General features: G+C 71.1%; 16 protein-coding genes and 1 riboswitch. Of the genes, 12 read left to right on the top strand and 4 right to left on the bottom strand.

Going from position 1 to position 18269, the window contains the following annotated elements:
• The first annotated feature begins 45 nt into the window (after nucleotides 1-45).
• The gene (locus tag GPA10_RS08315) at nucleotides 46-1509 is read left to right on the top strand and encodes an FAD-binding oxidoreductase (RefSeq protein ID WP_246258900.1); all 1464 of its coding nucleotides are present in this window, start codon (nucleotides 46-48) and stop codon (nucleotides 1507-1509) included.
• Between the two features lie 10 nt (nucleotides 1510-1519).
• Here GPA10_RS08315 and GPA10_RS08310 read toward each other — a convergent pair whose 3' ends face one another.
• Entirely contained in the window at nucleotides 1520-2002 is a 483-nt protein-coding gene (locus tag GPA10_RS08310) for an SsgA family sporulation/cell division regulator (RefSeq protein ID WP_157164863.1), read from the bottom strand.
• A gap of 267 nt (nucleotides 2003-2269) precedes the next feature.
• Between GPA10_RS08310 and GPA10_RS08305 the strand changes: the two genes are divergently transcribed.
• Together GPA10_RS08305 and GPA10_RS08300 are read left to right on the top strand one after the other, a co-directional pair.
• The gene (locus tag GPA10_RS08305; RefSeq protein ID WP_157164862.1) at nucleotides 2270-4018 is read left to right on the top strand and encodes an RDD family protein; all 1749 of its coding nucleotides are present in this window, start codon (nucleotides 2270-2272) and stop codon (nucleotides 4016-4018) included.
• A 150-nt stretch (nucleotides 4019-4168) separates the two neighbouring features.
• Entirely contained in the window at nucleotides 4169-4819 is a 651-nt protein-coding gene (locus GPA10_RS08300) for an RDD family protein (RefSeq protein ID WP_157164861.1), read from the top strand.
• A gap of 104 nt (nucleotides 4820-4923) precedes the next feature.
• Here GPA10_RS08300 and GPA10_RS08295 read toward each other — a convergent pair whose 3' ends face one another.
• A complete protein-coding gene (locus tag GPA10_RS08295; RefSeq protein ID WP_425505689.1) occupies nucleotides 4924-5289 on the bottom strand; it encodes a hypothetical protein in 366 nt (121 codons plus the stop codon).
• Between the two features lie 479 nt (nucleotides 5290-5768).
• Between GPA10_RS08295 and GPA10_RS08290 the strand changes: the two genes are divergently transcribed.
• Both GPA10_RS08290 and GPA10_RS08285 read left to right on the top strand, forming a co-directional pair.
• Entirely contained in the window at nucleotides 5769-8207 is a 2439-nt protein-coding gene (locus GPA10_RS08290; protein WP_058848417.1) for an immune inhibitor A domain-containing protein, read from the top strand.
• 134 nt (nucleotides 8208-8341) lie between these two features.
• The gene (locus tag GPA10_RS08285; protein ID WP_058848418.1) at nucleotides 8342-8677 is read left to right on the top strand and encodes a hypothetical protein; all 336 of its coding nucleotides are present in this window, start codon (nucleotides 8342-8344) and stop codon (nucleotides 8675-8677) included.
• Nucleotides 8678-9288: 611 nt separating this feature from the next.
• Here GPA10_RS08285 and GPA10_RS08280 read toward each other — a convergent pair.
• Together GPA10_RS08280 and GPA10_RS08275 are read right to left on the bottom strand one after the other, a co-directional pair.
• Nucleotides 9289-9873, bottom strand: coding sequence for an isochorismatase family protein (locus GPA10_RS08280; protein WP_157164860.1), 585 nt, complete (start codon nucleotides 9871-9873; stop codon nucleotides 9289-9291).
• A 250-nt stretch (nucleotides 9874-10123) separates the two neighbouring features.
• Nucleotides 10124-11458, bottom strand: coding sequence for a nicotinate phosphoribosyltransferase (locus GPA10_RS08275; protein WP_157164859.1), 1335 nt, complete (start codon nucleotides 11456-11458; stop codon nucleotides 10124-10126).
• Between the two features lie 80 nt (nucleotides 11459-11538).
• On the opposite strand from GPA10_RS08275, the gene clpS reads away from it, so the two are divergent.
• The 7 genes from clpS to GPA10_RS08240 all read left to right on the top strand — a co-directional run bounded on the left by clpS (nucleotide 11539) and on the right by GPA10_RS08240 (nucleotide 18182).
• A complete protein-coding gene (clpS, locus tag GPA10_RS08270; RefSeq protein WP_016638873.1) occupies nucleotides 11539-11856 on the top strand; it encodes an ATP-dependent Clp protease adapter ClpS in 318 nt (105 codons plus the stop codon).
• Between the two features lie 11 nt (nucleotides 11857-11867).
• Nucleotides 11868-12467, top strand: a complete 600-nt coding sequence (locus GPA10_RS08265; protein WP_058848421.1) for a DUF2017 domain-containing protein — start codon at nucleotides 11868-11870, stop codon at nucleotides 12465-12467.
• Nucleotides 12468-12844: 377 nt separating this feature from the next.
• On the top strand, nucleotides 12845-14344 hold the full coding sequence (locus GPA10_RS08260; RefSeq protein WP_058848689.1) for an amino acid permease: 1500 nt from the start codon (nucleotides 12845-12847) through the stop codon (nucleotides 14342-14344).
• An 89-nt stretch (nucleotides 14345-14433) separates the two neighbouring features.
• On the top strand, nucleotides 14434-14856 hold the full coding sequence (locus GPA10_RS08255; protein WP_058848422.1) for a M67 family metallopeptidase: 423 nt from the start codon (nucleotides 14434-14436) through the stop codon (nucleotides 14854-14856).
• A gap of 13 nt (nucleotides 14857-14869) precedes the next feature.
• Nucleotides 14870-14990: riboswitch (cobalamin riboswitch) on the top strand.
• A gap of 44 nt (nucleotides 14991-15034) precedes the next feature.
• The gene (locus GPA10_RS08250; RefSeq protein ID WP_157164858.1) at nucleotides 15035-16081 is read left to right on the top strand and encodes an ABC transporter substrate-binding protein; all 1047 of its coding nucleotides are present in this window, start codon (nucleotides 15035-15037) and stop codon (nucleotides 16079-16081) included.
• Nucleotides 16082-16221: 140 nt separating this feature from the next.
• Entirely contained in the window at nucleotides 16222-17223 is a 1002-nt protein-coding gene (locus tag GPA10_RS08245) for a FecCD family ABC transporter permease (RefSeq protein WP_058848690.1), read from the top strand.
• Nucleotides 17220-18182, top strand: a complete 963-nt coding sequence (locus GPA10_RS08240; RefSeq protein ID WP_246258899.1) for an ABC transporter ATP-binding protein — start codon at nucleotides 17220-17222, stop codon at nucleotides 18180-18182. The genes GPA10_RS08245 and GPA10_RS08240 overlap by 4 nt, the downstream gene beginning before the upstream one ends.
• The last annotated feature ends 87 nt before the right edge of the window (nucleotides 18183-18269 follow it).

The raw sequence follows: 18269 nt of genomic DNA, 5'->3' as shown, positions 1-18269 counted from the left end.
CGCACACGGGTTCACACCGATGGCCCCGAGTGCGAGGCTGTGATCATGAGCAGTGGCACGCACAGCACGCCCGAGAGCCCCGCCGGGCCCCCCGCCGCCGACGCCCACGGCACTCCCGGCGCCCTTGCCGGCGGCCCCGGTCCGAGCGACCTCATCGACCGCCTGCACGCAGGACTCCCGGCGGACGCCGTCCTCACCGACCCCGACGTCACCGCGTCGTACGCGCACGACATGGCGAGCTTCTGCGCCGCGGGCACCCCGGCCGTCGTCGTCCTGCCACGCACCGTCGAGCAGGTCCAGCACGTGCTGCGCACGGCCACCGCCCTGCGTGTCCCCGTCGTCCCGCAGGGCGCGCGCACGGGCCTGTCGGGCGCGGCGAACGCCAGCGAGGGCTGCATCGTCCTGTCGCTCGTCAAGATGGACCGGATCCTGGAGATCAGCCCCGTCGACCGGATCGCCGTCGTCGAGCCCGGCGTCGTCAACGCCACGCTCTCGCGCGCGGTCGGCGAGCACGGCCTGACCTACCCGCCGGACCCCTCCAGCTGGGAAATGTGCACCATCGGCGGCAACATCGGCACGGCATCGGGCGGCCTGTGCTGTGTGAAGTACGGGGTGACGGCCGAGTACGTCCTCGGACTCGACGTCGTCCTCGCCGACGGACGGCTCCTCAGCACCGGCAGGCGCACCGCCAAGGGCGTCGCCGGATACGACCTGACGCGTCTGTTCGTCGGCTCGGAGGGCAGCCTCGGCGTCGTCGTGCGCGCCGTCCTCGCGCTCAAGCCCCGGCCGCCGCAACAGCTCGTCCTGGCCGCCGAGTTCGCCTCCGCGGCCGCGGCCTGCGACGCCGTGTGCAGGATCATGGAGGCCGGGCACGTGCCCTCGCTCCTCGAACTGATGGACCGTACGACGGTCCGTGCCGTCAACGCGCTGGCCCACATGGGGCTGCCCGAGACCACCGAGGCCCTGCTCCTCGCCGCCTTCGACACCCCCGACCCCGCCGCCGACCTCGCCGCGGTCGGCGCCCTGTGCGAGGCCGCGGGGGCGACCCAGGTCGTCCCGGCGGAGGACGCGGCCGAGTCCGAACTCCTGCTCCAGGCCCGGCGTCTCTCCCTCACCGCCCTGGAAGCGGTCAAGGGCACCACGATGATCGACGACGTGTGCGTGCCGCGCTCACGCCTCGGCGACATGCTCGAAGGCGTCGAGCGCATCGCCGACAAGTACGGCCTGACCATAGGGGTCTGCGCGCACGCGGGCGACGGCAACACCCACCCCACGGTGTGCTTCGACGCGGCGGACCCCGACGAGTCGCGGCGCGCCCGCGAGTCCTTCGACGAGATCATGGCGCTCGGCCTCGCACTCGGCGGCACCATCACCGGTGAACACGGCGTCGGCGTCCTGAAGAAGGAGTGGCTCGTGCGTGAGCTGGGGCCCGTGGGCGTCGAGATGCAGCGCGCCGTCAAGGCCGCGTTCGACCCGCACCACCTCCTCAACCCCGGCAAGCTCTTCTGATCCCTGCGGTTCACTCGCCTCCTTCGTTCGACTCGTCACTCGGCCACGGGTCCTGCAGCCACAGCTCGTCGGCGCGGCCTGTGGTGGGGGCGAGCAGCTCGGCGAGGCCGCCGTCGATGCCGAGCCGCTCGGCCTCAGAGCCCGGAGGGACCACCCGCAGGGTCCGCTCCAGCCAGGCCGACACGGCGGGCGCCGGGGCCTCCAGGAGGGCGTCGCCGTCCGGTGAGCTGAGCGCCATCAGGACCACGGACCGGCCGTCGACCTTCGTCGGCCATACCCGTACGTCGCCGTGGCCGCAGGGCCTGAACACCCCCTCCACCAGGAGTTCCCGGGCGAACGTCCAGTTCACCGGGTTCTCGGAGCCGATGTGGAAGGCGATGTGGACGGCGTAGGGATCGTCGGTGCGGTAGGTGAGTCGGGCCGGGACGGGGATCGCCCGTTCCGGCGAGAGGACGAGTTTGAGCTCGAGCTCGCGTTCCACCACGGTGTGCATGTCGGGTGCGCTTCCTTTCTCGCTGCGTGGGGCCGTTCGGGGCCCGCAGTGAGTGAGAGCGCCCTGAGGGCCGGTCATTACGCGGGTTCGGGAAGATTTTTCGGCAGCGGGTGCCGGACGGCCGGGTACGGGGAGGAACCGTGCCCGGGTACGGGGAGGAACCGTGCACGGAAGGGGGTGGTGCGGCGGGAGCCGCCCGACGGGACACGCAGGTCTGATAGATGTGGAGCCTCACAAAGACCCCCGAGCAGATACGGGACGACGGACATGAGCGCCCCAACCCCGGCCCCCGGCGACGACAGGCCCCGCGAAGGCTACTACCCCGATCCGTCCATTCCGGGATATGTCCGGTACTGGAACGGTGCGTCCTGGGTACCGGGAACGAGCCGTCCCGCGCCGTCCGACGGTGAACCGCTGCCCGCGCCCCCGCAGTCGGCGTCCCCGCGGCAGGCGCACGGGGCGCCCGCGGCGGTGGAGGAGACCGGGCCGGTGTTCTTCGACGAGGAGCCGGGCGGGGTCACGCAGACGACCGGTCCGGCGACGGGCGAGTACACGCTCGCCGGGGCCGTGGACGCGGCCGGTGACGCGCAGCACGGCAGCAGGCCCGAGCCCGCGACGGCCTGGCAGGCGGACTCCGCCCGGCAGAACGGTCTCGGCGGCGAGCAGGACCAGCGGGTGTCGTGGGGCGCACCCGGGCTGCCCGACCCACGGGTGTCCGGCACCGCGGCGGCGCCCGGCGCGGCGGCGGGCGGCGGGGGCGCGGACGAGGGCGGCGCGCCGCGCGTACCGGCACAGCAGCAGGCCCCGGCGCGGCAGGAGCCGGAGCAGCCGGCGCAGGCTCCGGCGCCCGGCGACCGCACGCCCCGCCACGACCAGGAACCCCGCCGCGACCAGGAGCCCCGCCGCGACCAGCAGGCCCACCAGGCCGTGCAGGCCCCGGAGGTCAACGGCCCCGGCACGGTGACGATCCGGGCCGTCAAGCCCGGCGTGCCGAAGCCCACCAGCGGCGAGGGCACGGTGACCTTCCGCAGGCCGACGGGGCCCGTGAAGCCCGGGGGCGCCGGGGCACCGGACGCGGACGGCGGCACGGACGGCACGATGTCGATCCGGGCGGTGCGGCCCAAGTCCGCCCCGTCGGGGGCGGCTTCCGGCACGGCGGTACCTCAGCAGTCCGGGCCCGCGCCTTCCGCGCCCGCGCCTTCCGCGCCCGCGCAGTCCGGGCCTGCGCACTCCGGGTCCGTGCAGTCCGGGCCCGCCCAGTCCGCCCCCGCACAGCCCGTTCCCCCACAGGCGGCCCCGCCCCAGGCCGCCGCCCCGGGTACGGGCGGCTCCCCGGTGACGTCGGGCCCCGGCGGCGGCGCGGCGTCCTGGGCGCAGCAGGTGCATCAGCTCGCCCAGCCGCCCGCGCAGCAGCAGTCGCCGGGGCAGCAGCCGCCCGCACGGGGCTTCCCGGCGCCGGGCGCCGACGGCCCCGTGCTGCCGTGGAAGCCGGTGGCGGCGGACCCCTTCGCGGCGGTGGCCCAGGCGCAGGCGGCGGCGCGGCCCGCGGCGCTCGGCAAGCGGTTCGCCGCCCGGCTCATCGACACGGTCGTCCTGGCCGCCGTCACCGCGGGCGCGGCGCTGCCGCTCGGCACGCGCGCGGCGGACCACATCGACAGCAAGATCGACGCGGCGAAGCTGTCGGGGGAGCAGGTCACGGTGTGGCTGCTCGACGGGACGACGGCCGGCTACCTGGCCATCGTGCTCGGGGTGCTGCTGCTCTTCGGCGTCCTGTACGAGGCGCTGCCCACGGCCAAGTGGGGCCGCACCCTCGGCAAGAAGGTGTGCGGGATCGAGGTCCGCGACATCGAGGAGCACGCGGCACCGTCGTTCGGCGCGGCGCTGCGCCGGTGGCTCGTGTACAGCGTGCCGGGCGTGCTGCTCATCGGGATCGTCGGCATGGTGTGGTGCGTGTTCGACCGTCCGTGGCACCAGTGCTGGCACGACAAGGCAGCGAACACCTTCGTCGCGGGCTGAGCCTGGCCCCTGGGCCTGGTGCCCGACCGTGGCTGGGGCGGATCGCCCTGCGGGCTCGTCCTCAAACGCCGGACGGGCTGACAGGTGACCGGTAACCCGGACAGCCGTACGTCGGATGCGGCCCCCGCCGGTTCGCGGTGCACTCACTGCATGAGTACCGAACCGCCGCAATACCCGGGCCCGCCGGACCCCGACGACAACGACCCCTTCAGGAAGCAGCCGCCACCACCGCCCCCGGGCGGCACTCCGCCCCCGGGAGGAGGCGGCCCTTACGGAGGCAGCCCCTACGGAGGCGGCCCGTACGGAGGCGACCCCTACGGGGGCGGAATGGGCGGCCAGGACCCCCTCGCCGGGATGCCCCCGCTGGCGGACAGCGGCAAGCGCGTCCTCGCCCGCATCATCGACATGATCCTCGTCGGCATCGTCGTATGGCTGCTGACGCTGTTGTTCGGCACGAACGAGTACGACCTCGACCCGGACAAGGTCGAGGCCGGTAAGTCATTCGGCCAGTCCCTGCTGGCCGCCGTGCTCTACATGGCGTACGACAGCTTCTTCATCTCCCGGACGGGTCAGACGCTGGGCAAGAAGTGGATGAAGCTGCGGGTGGCCAACCTCAACGACGGGGCCACGCCGACGCTGCAGACGGCGCTCGTGCGCTCCGCGGTCCTGTGGCTGCCGTTCGCGTTCTGCTGTGCCTGCATCTGGACGGCGATCTGCGGCGGCTGGAGCTTCTTCGACAAGCCGTACAAGCAGGGCCTGCACGACAAGGCCGCCAAGACCGTGGTGGTCGCCGTGCAGTGAGGTCCTGGTAGCGGGCATGCGTACGGCCCGGCGCTGCGGCGGCGCCGGGCGGTACGGCATGCGGCGGGTTCGTGGCGGCCGTCACGTGCGAGGCACGTACGGCGTCACGGGCCCGCCGGTTCGCGTACGGGGTGGGCCTTGCGGGCCTGTTGGGTGACCGGGTCGGGGGCGAGCACCGTGCGCTGCACCGGAATCCGGTCCTCCGGGGACCTGGCCGGGGGTGCGGCGGAGACCGCCGCCGGGACCGGGGCACTGGCCGCGGCGGACGCGACCTGCTCCGGGGCCCGGCCGGGCAGGGGCACCGTCAGCGCCACGAGCAGCCCGAGGCCGAACGCGGCGAAGACTATGACGGCGACGCCCGGCGGCGAGGTCGCCTGCGAGAGCAGCAGCATGGCGAGCGCACTACAGATGACGGTCGCGGAACCGTAGGTGAGCTGTGCGACGGTCGGACGAGGCATGGGGCGAGACATGGCGTTCCGTCCTCGGGACAGCGGATGCGGGGGAGAGATCCAGACGATGTGGACGTATAAGAATCAAAGGGTGCTTAACGGCGGCGACTTGGAAGCTTCGCCGAGTACCCGTGCGCACCGTCGAAATGACTCTATTCGCCTGCATGCCCGACGGGAACGAGCGGTAAGCGTGACCTAACGCACGGTACCGGAGCACAGGGGGCGCATCGATTCATGCGTCCCGCCAACTGGACAGTAGGGAGCGCCCGTTGAGTGGACGGCGGGCGGCCCGGGTGCGCCGCCGTGTGGCGGTGATCGCCGTCCGGATACCGGATGTGTGATCGCGTATAGAGCACTTGGCCTGTTCAAGTCAAGGACTGTCTTTTCTCCGTTCTCTCCGGTCGAATGTCGTCACTTGTGACGCGCATATCGCGCGCGGACCTCTCCTCGACCGGGAAGTTTCGGTCCGTGAACGCGGGCGCGGGGGAGGACAGCATCAAGTGACAGTCAAGAGACGGACGTATCGAGCGGCCGCGGCTGCGGTGGCTCTCGCGGCGGCGACCGCGACGTTCTCGGCGTACGGAGTGGCGGCTGCCGACGACGGCGGGAGCGCCGCCAAGGCGTCCGCGTCGGACAAGGCGCCCGCCATCGACCGCCGCGACCCGGCGGACGCCAAGACCCATGTCGACCACGACCTCGAGGGGCCGTTCAGCAAGCAGCAGGCGCAGCAGCGCAAGGCCGCCCTGGAGCAGGTCGTCGCGGGCGACGCCAAGGTCACCAAGCGCGGCGGCTCGAACGTCGTGAAGCTCGACGACAAGAAGTACGTCGAGCTGGGCCGGGAGAAGACCGACAAGATCTTCACGATCCTGGTCGAGTTCGGGAACAAGGTGGACGACACCACCATGTACGACCCGGACGGTCCCGACGGGCCCCAGCAGCCGGTCAAGAAGTACGGCGGCAAGCCGGGTCCCGCGCACAACAAGATAGCCAAGCCGGACCGTGCGAAGGACAACAGCACGGCCTGGCAGGCGGACTACAACCAGAAGCACTTCAAGGACCTGTACTTCGGCAAGGGCAAGGACGCCAACGGCAAGCCCAAGCACTCGCTGAAGACCTACTACGAGAAGACCTCCTCCGGCCGCTACTCGGTCGACGGCGAGGTCTCCGACTGGGTCAAGGTCGACTACAACGAGGCCCGCTACGGCTCCAACTACTGCGGCGACTCCAACTGCGCCAACGTGTGGGACGCGGTGCGCGACGGCACGAACGCCTGGGTCAAGGACCAGAAGGCCAAGGGCCGCACGGACGCCCAGATCAAGGCGGACCTCGCCAAGTACGACCTGTGGGACCGCTACGACTTCGACGGCGACGGCGACTTCAACGAGCCCGACGGGTACATCGACCACTTCCAGATCGTGCACGCGGGCGAGGACGAGTCCGCGGGCGGCGGCGCCGAGGGCGAGAACGCCCTGTGGGCGCACCGCTGGTACGCGTACGGCAACGACGCGGGCAAGACGGGCCCGGCGGACAACAAGTCCGGCGGCACCCAGATCGGCGACTCGGGCATCTGGGTCGGCGACTACACGATGCAGCCGGAGAACGGCGGCCTCGGCGTCTTCGCCCACGAGTACGGCCACGACCTCGGCCTGCCCGACCTGTACGACACCACGGGCAAGGCCGAGAACTCCGTCGGCTTCTGGTCGCTGATGTCGGCCGGGTCCTGGCTCGGCACCGCCAAGAACGCCATCGGTGACCTGCCCGGCGACATGACCGCCTGGGACAAGTTCCAGCTCGGCTGGCTCGACTACGCCAAGGCGAAGGCCGCGACGACCTCCGAGCACAAGCTCGGCGTGTCGGAGTACAACACCCGGCACCGCCAGGCGCTCCTCGTCGAGCTGCCCAAGAAGGCCGTCACCACCACGATCGTGAAGCCCGCCGAGGGCTCCAAGCAGTGGTGGAGCGACCAGGGCGACGACCTGAAGAACACCCTCACCCGCTCCGTGGACCTCACCGGCAAGTCCAAGGCCGAGCTCTCCCTCCAGGGCTGGTGGGACATCGAGGCCAACTACGACTACCTCTACACCGAGGTGTCCACCGACGGCGGCGCCAACTGGACGCCCGTCGACGGCAAGGCCGACGGCAAGCAGATCACCCGTGACGCGGGCGACAAGCCGGCCCTGACCGGCGCCTCGACCAAGTACCAGAAGCTCGTCTACCCGCTGGACGCCTACGCCGGCAAGAAGATCGACCTGCGCTTCCGCTACGCCACCGACGGCGGCACCGCGGGCAAGGGCTTCGCCGCCGACGGCCTCACGGTCACCGCGGACGGCGCCAAGCTGTTCGAGGACGGCGCCGAGGGCGACGACAACGGCTGGAAGGCGAAGGGCTTCTCGCGCATCGGCGAGTCCTTCACCAAGAAGTACGACCAGTACTACCTGGCCGAGAACCGCCAGTACGTGAGCTACGACGAGACGCTGAAGAAGGGCCCGTACAACTTCGGCTTCTCCGCCTCGCGTCCCGACTGGGTCGAGCACTACCCGTACCAGACCGGCCTGATGATCTGGCAGTGGGACACCTCCCAGAAGGACAACAACGTCAGCCAGCACCCCGGCAAGGGTCTGATCCTGCCGGTCGACGCGCACGCCAAGCCGATGAAGTGGAAGGACGGCACGCTCCTCCGGAACAAGATCCAGCCGTTCGACGCGCCCTTCTCGAAGTACGCGACGGACGCGTTCACGCTGCACAACGCGGACGTGCCGCTCAAGATCAAGTCCAAGAAGGGCGTCTCGGTCTTCGACGACCGCAAGGGCACCTACTGGTACGCGGAGAACCCCACGGGAAGTGTCAAGGTCACTGACACCAACACTCGGATCAAGATCGTCAAGCAGCCGAAGGATGGCTCGACGATCACGGTCGAGGTGGGTCGCTCCTCGAAGTAATTTGCGTTACCGCAGGTCATAGGCCTGTTTCCAGCCGATCGGCCGTCGCCCACTAGCGGGCGGCGGCCGATCGTGTTTAGGTGCCTCCTGTGGTTCTCTTATTGACACGACGTCTCACGGGGGTGTGACAGAGCATGGCCGCAGGAGGGTTCTGCAAGCTGCCGAACGGCACGGTGGTGGTGGCGCTGACGCTGCCCAGTCCGGGGTTGCCCGCAGGGGGCGCCGACGGGCGGGTACGGGTGCTCGTGCATGCCGTCAACCGGGCGCGGGCGCTGACGCGGCTGCGGAACCTCGGGCTGCGGGCCGTGTATCTCCGCGGCAACGCGGAGCCGCCGACGCCGGACGAGGTCACGGCTGTGCTTCACCATCCCGACGGGCTCATATGGCGTACGGCTCCGGGGGCCGCCGCGTCGGTGGCGGAGCTCTGGCACCCGATCCGGGCACTCCTCAGACGCGGCGCAGCCGCATAGCCCCCGACCCCGCCCTGGGGCTCCGCCCCAGACCCCGCACCGGCGCTCCGCGCCTCGTCCTCAAACGCCGGACGGGCTGAAATCGCGCTTCGCGCCTCGTCCTCAAACGCCGGACGGGCTGATATCGCGCTCCGCGCCTCGCGTCCTCAAGCGCCGGACGGGCTGATATCGCGCTCCGCGCTCGTCCTCAGGCGCCGGACGGGCTGGAATGGCGCTTCGTGCTTCGTCCTCAGGCGTCGGATGGGCTGGTATCGCGCTTCGCGCTCGTCCTCAAACGCCGGACGGGCTGGTATCGCGCTCCGCGCTCGTCCTCAAACGCCGGACGGGCTGGAGGGGGGCTCCGCGCCTCGTTCTCAGGCGTCGGACGGGCTGGAGTGGCGCTTCGTGCCTCGTCCTCAAGCGCTGGGCCGGGGGGAATCGCGCCGCGTGCTCCTCCTCAACCGTTGGACGGGGCGGCGACCCACTCAGCCCGTCCGGCGTTTGAGGACGAGCGCGTCAGCGCGATGAATGGGCGGGTGGGTGGGGAAGAGCCTGCCCAGCGACCGAGGACCAGCGCGTCAGCGCCGGCAGGAGGCACCGGCAGGGGAGTGGTCACGCCACCGGCGGGGCGGTCAGAGCACTGGCTTGCCGGTGAGCTCGACCCCCGCCGCACGGAGCTCGTCGAGCGCGCGATGGGTGGAGACCTCGGCCACCCCAGCCGTGAGATCGAGCAGGACGTGAGTCCGGAACCCCGCACGGACGGCATCCAGCGCAGTGGCCCGCACACAGTGATCCGTGGCGATCCCCACCACGTCGACCTCCCGCACCTGCCGCTCCCGCAACCACGCGGCCAGCGAGAGCCCGTTCTCGTCGACCCCCTCGAAGCCGCTGTAGGCGGCGGAGCGGGCGCCCTTGTCGAAGACGGCGTCGACGGCCCCGGACGCCACGGCGGGCGCGAAGTTCGGGTGGAAGCCCACGCCCTCGGTACCGGCCACGCAGTGCGGCGGCCAGGAGTCGACGAAGTCGGGGCGGTCGGAGAAGTGGTCACCGGGGTCGATGTGGTGGTCGCGGGTGGCCACGACATGGCGGTAGGAGACCGTGGCCTGGCCGATCAGCTCGGTGATGGCGGCGGCCACGTCCGCGCCGCCGGAGACCGCCAGGCTGCCCCCTTCGCAGAAGTCGTTCTGTACATCTACGACGATCAGGGCGCGACGCATGGCGGGTTTCCTTAGCTAGCTGGATGTACCGAGCGTAGAGACTTCCCGACCGCAGCGGGAGAGGGCGTGGCAGGGGCGCACGCACTCACGGCGGGTACCCATGGGTAGGCACAGGCGGGTCACACGTGGTCACGGGGGAGTGGCCACGAGGGCGAAGGGGACGCGGGAATCATCGAGGCCGCGGGGATCGTCGAGGCCACGGGGATCGCCGGGGTCACGGGGATCGCCGAGGACACGGGGAACACCGTGGTCACAGGTACTCCGTAGGAATGACCGCGTCGCCGCGCGACAGCTGGGTGGCGGACAGGGGCAGCCGCCCGCGGGCCGCCGCGTGCCGCTCCCGGACCGTGTCGAGGGGCTCGCGGGCGATGACGTCGCCGCCCTTGACCAGCTCGACCTGGAGCAGCCGGTCGGCGAGCCCGGCCGGTACCGGTCCGGTGCCGACGACCTCGGCCTCCGCGAACCCGTCCGCGTCCGCGCGCCGCGCCGCCCACTTGCGGCCGCCGAGCGAGGACTTCCCGCCGAGCGACTTCTTGGCGACGGGTTCGAGGGGGGCCTCGGGGTCGGCGGAGCGGGCGCGGGCGACCAGCTTGTAGACCATGGACGCGGTGGGGTGCCCGGAGCCGGTGACGAGCTGGGTGCCCACGCCGTAGGCGTCCACGGGCGCGGCGGCCAGCGAGGCGATCGCGTACTCGTCCAGGTCGGAGGTGACCACGATCTTGGTGCGGGTCGCGCCGAGCTCGTCCAGCTCCCTGCGCACCCGGTGCGCCACGAGCAGCAGATCGCCGGAGTCGATGCGCACGGCGCCGAGCTCGGGCCCGGCGATCTCCACGGCCATGCGGACGGCCTCGGTGACGTCGTAGGTGTCGACGAGGAGGGTGGTGCCGCGGCCGAGCGCGTCCACCTGGGCACGGAAGGCGTCCCGCTCGCTGTCGTGCACCAGGGTGAAGGAGTGCGCGGAGGTGCCGACGGTCGGGATGCCGTAGCGGAACCCGGCCGCCAGGTCGGAGGTGGTGGTGAAGCCGCCGACGTACGCGGCCCGGGACGCGGCGACCGCGGCCAGCTCGTGGGTGCGGCGGGCGCCCATCTCGATGAGGGGCCGCCCGCCCGCGGCGGACGCCATCCGGGACGCGGCGGCGGCGATGGCCGAGTCGTGGTTGAGGATCGACAGGATCACGGTCTCCAGGAGCACGCACTCCGCGAAGCTGCCCTCGACCCTGAGGATCGGCGAGCCCGGGAAGTACACCTCGCCCTCCGGATAGCCCCAGATGTCACCGCCGAAGCGGTAGGAGGCGAGCCATTCCAGCGTCCGGGCGTCCACGACGCCGCGCTCGCGCAGGAAGTCGAGGACGCCGGAGTCGAAGCGGAAGTTCTCGACGGCGTCCAGGACCCGGCCGGTTCCGGCCACCACGCCGTAGCGGCGGCCCTCGGGCAGTCTGCGGGTGAAGACCTCGAAGACCGAGCGCCGGTCGGCGGCGCCGGAGTTCAGCACGCCCTGCAACATCGTCAACTCGTAGTGATCCGTGAACAGCGCGGTGGACGGCACGTCCACCGGCAGCCCCAGGTCATGCCCGCCAGAGTTCATATGAAGAATGCTACCCCGCATCTCGTCACTCTGACGATTTCAGGGGTCCGTTTGTGCGGTGGGCCCCTCCGGGTGGCAGCATGGGGCAGGTGAGTAGCGCTGCTCCCGTAGAGATCACCCGCCCGGACGCGGAAGAGGAGACCTTCGCGGTCCCCGAGCCGGACGTGCCGTGGATCACGCTCGTGCACAACGACCCGGTCAACCTCATGAGCTACGTGACCTATGTCTTCCAGTCGTACTTCGGGTACTCGAAGGAGAAGGCCACCAAGCTGATGATGGACGTGCACCACAAGGGCCGGGCGGTCGTCTCCACCGGCAGCCGCGAGGAGATGGAACGCGACGTGCAGGCGATGCACGGATACGGGCTGTGGGCAACGCTCCAGCAGGACCGGAAGTAGCGACGCGACTGATGCCAGGACACTTCGAACCGATCCCGGGGGGCGGCGCGGCCGTCGCGCTCGACGAGGTCGAGATCTCGATCATCCGCTCGCTCGCCGTACAGCTCCTGGAGCTGATCGGGCCGGGCGAGGAGCCCGCGGGCGACGACGGCGACCCGCTCGCCGAGCTGTTCGCGGAGGGCCCGAGCGAGCCGCCCGCCGACCCCGTCCTCAAGCGCCTGCTCCCGGACGCGTACGGCGGGCCGGGCAGTGCGCCCGGTGATGAGGACGAGCTGCGCGCCTACTCCGCCGAGTTCCGGCGGTTCACGGAGAACGACCTGCGGGCCCGCAAGCGGGACGACGCGCTCGCCGTGATCCGCTCCCTGGACGCGCTCACGGTGGCGGGTGAGGGCGGCGCCGTCCTGAAGTTGTCCGCCGACGAGTCGCGGTCCTGGCTCGGCTCGCTCAACGACCTGCGCCTCGCGATCGGCGCCCGGCTCGACGTCACCGACGAGGAGGACACGGACATCCTCTACCGGCTGCCGGACTCCGACCCGCGCAAGCCGATGGTGATGGCCTATCTGTGGCTGGGCGGCCTCCAGGAGACGCTCGTCGAGACGCTGATGCCGTGACGGGGTTTCCGTTTCCGAGGCGGGGTTTCCGTGACGATTGTCCGACCGTCGTGTGACGCCTTTTTGAAGATCGTGGACGTCCGCTCAACGGACGCTCAAATCCGCATAACGATCCTGTCACCTCGTTGCCCCATTTAGTCCGCGCGAGCGAGCTTTGTCCGCTTCTTCCTGTGGTGTGTGCCACATAAGTATTGTTCGATCACTGTCGCGGTCGTGATAAATCTTCACGACCGCTCGGTGACGCCACCCATGTCACCGAGGGCGCCAGAGGCCGGCAGACCGTCGGCGGCACTCCATCACCATCCGGGGGGATCAGGACCTGGTCCGCGGCGAAACCGCAGTTCGCGGCGCGGATCAGCATGGAGAAAGGCGTCACCATGACCTCAGTGCAGGTCGAAGAGCACCACGACGAGCACGGCAGCAATGGTGCCGCGGGCGCCGGCGCGGCCGGCGACAACGAGGGTTATCAGCGCGGGCTCGGAGCCCGGCAGATCCAGATGATCGCGATCGGCGGTGCCATCGGCACCGGCCTGTTCCTCGGCGCGGGCAAGGCCATCCACAAGGCAGGACCGAGCCTCATCCTCGCGTACGCGATCGCGGGCCTCGTCATCTTCTTCATCATGCGCGCGCTCGGCGAGCTCCTGATGTACCGGCCCGTCTCGGGCTCGTTCTCGGAGTACGCCCGCGAGTTCGTCGGCCCGTTCTTCGGGTTCGTGACCGGCTGGACGTACTGGCTCTTCTGGGTCGTCACCGGCATCACCGAAGTCACCGCGGCGGCCCAGTACATGCAGTACTGGACCCATGACTCCATTCCGCAATGGGGCTATGCCCTGATCTTCACCGTCATTCTGTACGGCGCCAACCTGATCTCCGTGAAGCTCTTCGGCGAGCTGGAGTTCTGGTTCTCGATGGTCAAGGTCACCGCCATCATCGGCATGATCCTGATCTGCGCCGGCATCCTCACCATCGGCTTCTCCGACGCCGGTGACACCGCGTCCGTCTCGCACCTGTGGGACAACGGAGGCTTCTTCCCCAACGGCATCGGCAGCACGCTGATGACCCTGCAGATCGTGATGTTCGCCTTCCTCGCCGTCGAGCTGGTCGGCGTCACCGCGGGCGAGTCCAAGGACCCGAAGAAGACCCTGCCCAAGGCGATCAACACCGTGCCGTGGCGCATCGCCGTCTTCTACGTCGGCGCCCTGATCATGATCCTGTCGGTCGTGCCGTGGACGTCCTTCCAGCCGGGTGTCTCGCCGTTCGTCGCGGCCTTCGAGAAGATGGGCCTCGGCATCGGTGCCGCGATCGTGAACTTCGTGGTCCTCACCGCCGCCCTGTCCTCCTGCAACTCGGGCATGTACTCCACCGGCCGCATGCTGCGCGACCTCGCGCTCAACGGCCAGGGCCCGCGGTTCTTCACCAAGCTCACCAAGAACGGCCTGCCGCTGGTCGGCACGACCTTCTCCGCCGCCCTGATGCTCGTCGGCGTGTGGATCAACTACCAGTGGCCGGGCGAGGCGTTCAACTACGTCGTCTCCTTCGCCACCATCTCCGGCATGTGGGCCTGGATCATGATCCTGGTCTCCCAGATCAACTACCGCCGCAAGGCCGACCGCGGCATCCTGCCGCAGTCCACCTTCCGGGCGCCGGGAGCCCCGTACACCAGCTGGTTCGCGCTCGCCTTCATCGGCATGGTCATCGTGATGATGGGCATCGACAAGGACGCCCGCATCTCGCTGTACTGCGCCCCGATCTGGGCCGCGATCCTGTGCGTGACCTACCTGGTCCTCAAGAGCCGCAACCCGGACGCCGCCGCCTTCAAGAAGCGCGAGCACGGCGGCCCGGCCGTCGAGGACGGCGCGAAGCTCACCAAGGACTGAACCCGGCGCAGAACGGCACCTGCCCAGCATGCGGGCGGCCCCGTACCACATCTCGGTACGGGGCCGCCCCGCTGCTTATCCTGGCCGACATGCTGACCATCACCCAGGAGCTCCACGACCGGATCGTCGCGCACGCGCGCGCGGACCACCCCGACGAGGCCTGCGGCGTCGTCGCGGGCCCGGCGGGCACCGACCGCCCCGAGCGGTTCGTCCCGATGCTGAACGCGGCCCGCTCGCCCACGTTCTACGAGTTCGACTCGGCCGATCTGCTCAAGCTGTACCGCGACCTCGACGACCGCGACGAGGAGCCGGTGGTCATCTACCACTCGCACACCGCGACGGAGGCCTACCCCTCCCGCACCGACATCACGTACGCCAACGAGCCCGGCGCGCACTACGTCCTGGTCTCCACCGCCGACACCGACGACGCGGGCCCCTTCCAGTTCCGCTCGTTCCGGATCGTCGAAGGCCAGGTCACCGAGGAGGACGTCCAGGTCGTGCAGGCATACTGAAGCCAGCTCCACGACCACCCTTGAGGCGGCAGGGCCCAGGAAGCCGGTGTGAATCCGGCGCGGTCCCGCCACTGTGACCGGCCCGCGTCCGCGCGGTCCGCGAGCCAGGAACTGACCTGCCGCCCTCTCCCACCTGACGCAGGGGACGCGGAAATCCCCTGGAGGAGGCCGCGCCGCCATGCTCTCGCGCCGTACCCGCCCGCTCGCGCACGCCCTGACCGCCGCGGCGCTGCTGATACCCCTGGCCGCCTGCTCGTCGGACTCGGGCTCCGGTTCCGGTTCCGACGACCCGGCGGGCAAGGCCGGGGCGTCCGCCGCCGGATTCCCGTACACCGTCACCAACTGCGGCGAGAAGACCACGTTCGACGCGCCCCCGAAGCGCGCCGTCACCATGAACCAGCACGTGACGGAGATCCTCCTCGCGCTCGGCCTTGAGGACCGCGTCGCCGGGACCGCCTACCTCGACGACAAGATCCTTCCCCGGTACGAGAAGGCCTACGAGTCCCGCCCGGTGCTCGCCAAGGAGTACCCCTCCTACGAGAAGCTGCTCGCCGCCAACCCCGACTTCGTGTACGGCGGTTACGCCAGCGCCTTCGCGGCGGGCGACGGCCGCTCGCGCGACGCCCTCGCCAAGTCGGGCATCAAGTCCCGCCTGAACATCGAGGGCTGCGCGAAGAAGCCCGTCACGATGGACGACCTCTACCGCGAGGTGCGCGAGGCGGGTGCCACGTTCGGGGTCCGCGACCGCGCCGAGAAGTGGATCCGCGGGGCGGAGGCCGAACTGGCCGCAGCCGCGAAGAAGCCCGCCGAGACCGCAAAGTCCGGTGCATCCGGTGCGTCCGGCAAGCCCGGCGAGTCCGGTGAGCCGCCCGCGGTCTTCGTCTACGACAGCGGCGACAAGACGGCGTTCACCGCCGGCGGCCGGGGCATCGGCAACGACATCATCGAGCGCGCGGGCGGCCGCAACATCATGTCCGACCTGGACAAGTCCTTCGGCGACGCCTCCTGGGAGACGGTCGTGGACCGCCGCCCCGACGTGATCGTGATCTACGACTACGGCGCCACGACCGTCGACCAGAAGAAGAAGCGCCTCCTCGGCGACCCGGCACTCAAGGACGTCCCCGCCATCAAGAACAAGCGGTTCGCGGTGCTGCCGCTGTCGGACGTCGTGCTCGGGGTGCGGGCGCCGGGGGCGGTGCGGAAGCTGGCGGAGCAGCTGCGGTGACGTATCAGCCGGTCCGGCGTTTGAGGACGAGGCGCGAAGCGCCGATACGGGGGTCCGGGGGCGGAGCCCCCGGTTCGGGAGGGGGCGGGCTCGGGGAGCCCCCGGCAGGGACACGCACCCGCACCCTCCCGTACAGCGTCCTGGTAGCCGCCCTGGTCATCGCCCTCGCGGCCGCAGGCATCGCCGGGCTTGCGTGGGGCTCCGTGAAGATCCCGCCCGGGGACGTCCTCCACATCCTGACGGGCAAGGCGGACCCCTCCCCGTACCGCACCATCGTCCTGGACGTCCGCCTCCCGCGGGTCCTGCTCGGCGCGGCCGTCGGCGCGGGCCTCGCCGTGGTCGGCACCACCCTCCAGGCCCTGGTCCGCAACCCCCTGGCGGACCCGTTCCTGCTCGGCATCTCCTCGGGCGCCTCGGCCGCCGCGGTCTCGGTGATCGTCCTCGGCGTGGGCGCGGGCCTGGCGACGACGGTGACGATCCCGGCGGCGTCCTTCGTGGGCGCGTTCCTCGCGCTGCTCCTCGTGTACACGCTGGCCCGCGAGCCGGGCGGCGGCTTCACCACGAGCCGCCTGATCCTCGCGGGCGTCGCCGTTTCCTACGTCCTGGCCGCGCTGACCAGCCTGATCCTGGTGGTCTCGGCCCGCGCCGACCACCTCAAGGAGGTCCTGTACTGGACGCTCGGCGGCCTCGGCAGCGCCCGCTGGGACTCACTCGCGCTGCCGCTGGTCGTCCTCGCGCTCGGTACGGGGCTGCTGCTCGCGCTCGCCCGGCCCCTGGACCTGCTCCTGGTCGGGGAGGAGGGCGCGACCGTCCTCGGCCTGAACACGGCCCGGTTCCGGGCGGCGGTGTTCGCCCTCGCCTCCCTGGTGACCGGGGTGCTCGTCGCGCAGAGCGGGGCCATCGGCTTCGTCGGCCTGATGGTGCCGCACGCGGCCCGGATGCTGGTGGGGGCGGCGCACCGGGCGCTGCTTCCGGTGGCCGCGCTGATGGGAGCGGTGTTCCTGGTGCTCGCGGACCTCGCCGCGCGCACGGTCGCGGCACCGCAGGACATCCCGGTGGGCGTGCTCACGGCCCTCACCGGCGGCCCGTTCTTCCTGTGGCTGCTGCGACGGGACCGCGCACGGCAGGAGGAGGCGGCATGACGGGACGCACTGCGCCCACGACGAAGGGGGCCACCGAGCCCACGACGAAGGGGGCCACCGAGCCCACGACGAAGGGGGCCACCGAGCCCACGACGAAGGGGGCCACCGAACCGGCGGAGGCGTCGGCAGCGGAAGCGGCGCATGCGGCGGCCGAAGCGGCTCAGGCGGCAGTGGCCGCGGAGCCGCTCCTGCGCACCGCCGGCCTCACCTACACCACCCCCGCGGGCCGCCGCCTGGTCGACGCCGTCTCACTCACCGTCTCCGCCGGTGAGACGGTGGGCCTGGTCGGACCCAACGGCAGCGGCAAGACGACCCTGCTGCGCTGTGTGTACGGGGCGCTCGCGCCCACCGGCGGCCAGGTGTTCCTCGACGGCGCCGACCTGGCGGGCGCGAGCGCCAAGGCCCGCGCGCGCCGGATCGCCACGGTCCCGCAGGACGGGCAGGCGGGCTTCGAGCTCACCGTCCGCCAGATCGTCGCCATGGGCCGCTCCCCGCACAAGCGCTTCTGGGAGGCGGACACGGCGGCCGACGAGGAGCTGGTGCGCGGCGCACTCGCGCGGGTGGGCGCGGCGGACCTGGCGGGACGGTCCTTCGCACGGCTCTCCGGCGGCGAGCGGCAGCGGGTCCTGACGGCACGGGCCCTGGTGCAGGAGCCGACCGTCCTCGTCCTGGACGAGCCCACGAACCACCTGGACATCCGCTACCAGCTGGAGATCCTCGCCCTGGTGCGGGACCTCGGCACGGCCAACCTCCTGGCGCTGCACGACCTGACCCTCGCCGCGTACTACTGCGACCGCCTGTACGTCCTGGACGCGGGCCGGGTGGTCGCCTCGGGCCCGCCCGGGGACGTGCTCACCGCCGAGCTCCTGGCGGAGGTGTACGGCGTGGCGGCGGAGGTGGCGGTGCACCCGGTGACGGGGGCGCCGACGGTGACGTATCTGCCGCCGGGCCGGGCGTAGAGACGTGTCCGCCGCCGGGCCGGAGGCGGGGAGGGCCTCCCGCCCGGTTGCCCGTACCGAGCCATGTCCAGGGTTCGAGAGGGATCC

The organism is Streptomyces typhae, from assembly GCF_009755605.1.
Lineage (GTDB): Bacteria > Actinomycetota > Actinomycetes > Streptomycetales > Streptomycetaceae > Streptomyces > Streptomyces typhae.
The sequence above is the reverse complement of the archived record's forward strand: the minus strand, read 5'-3'. Positions and strand labels throughout refer to the sequence as shown.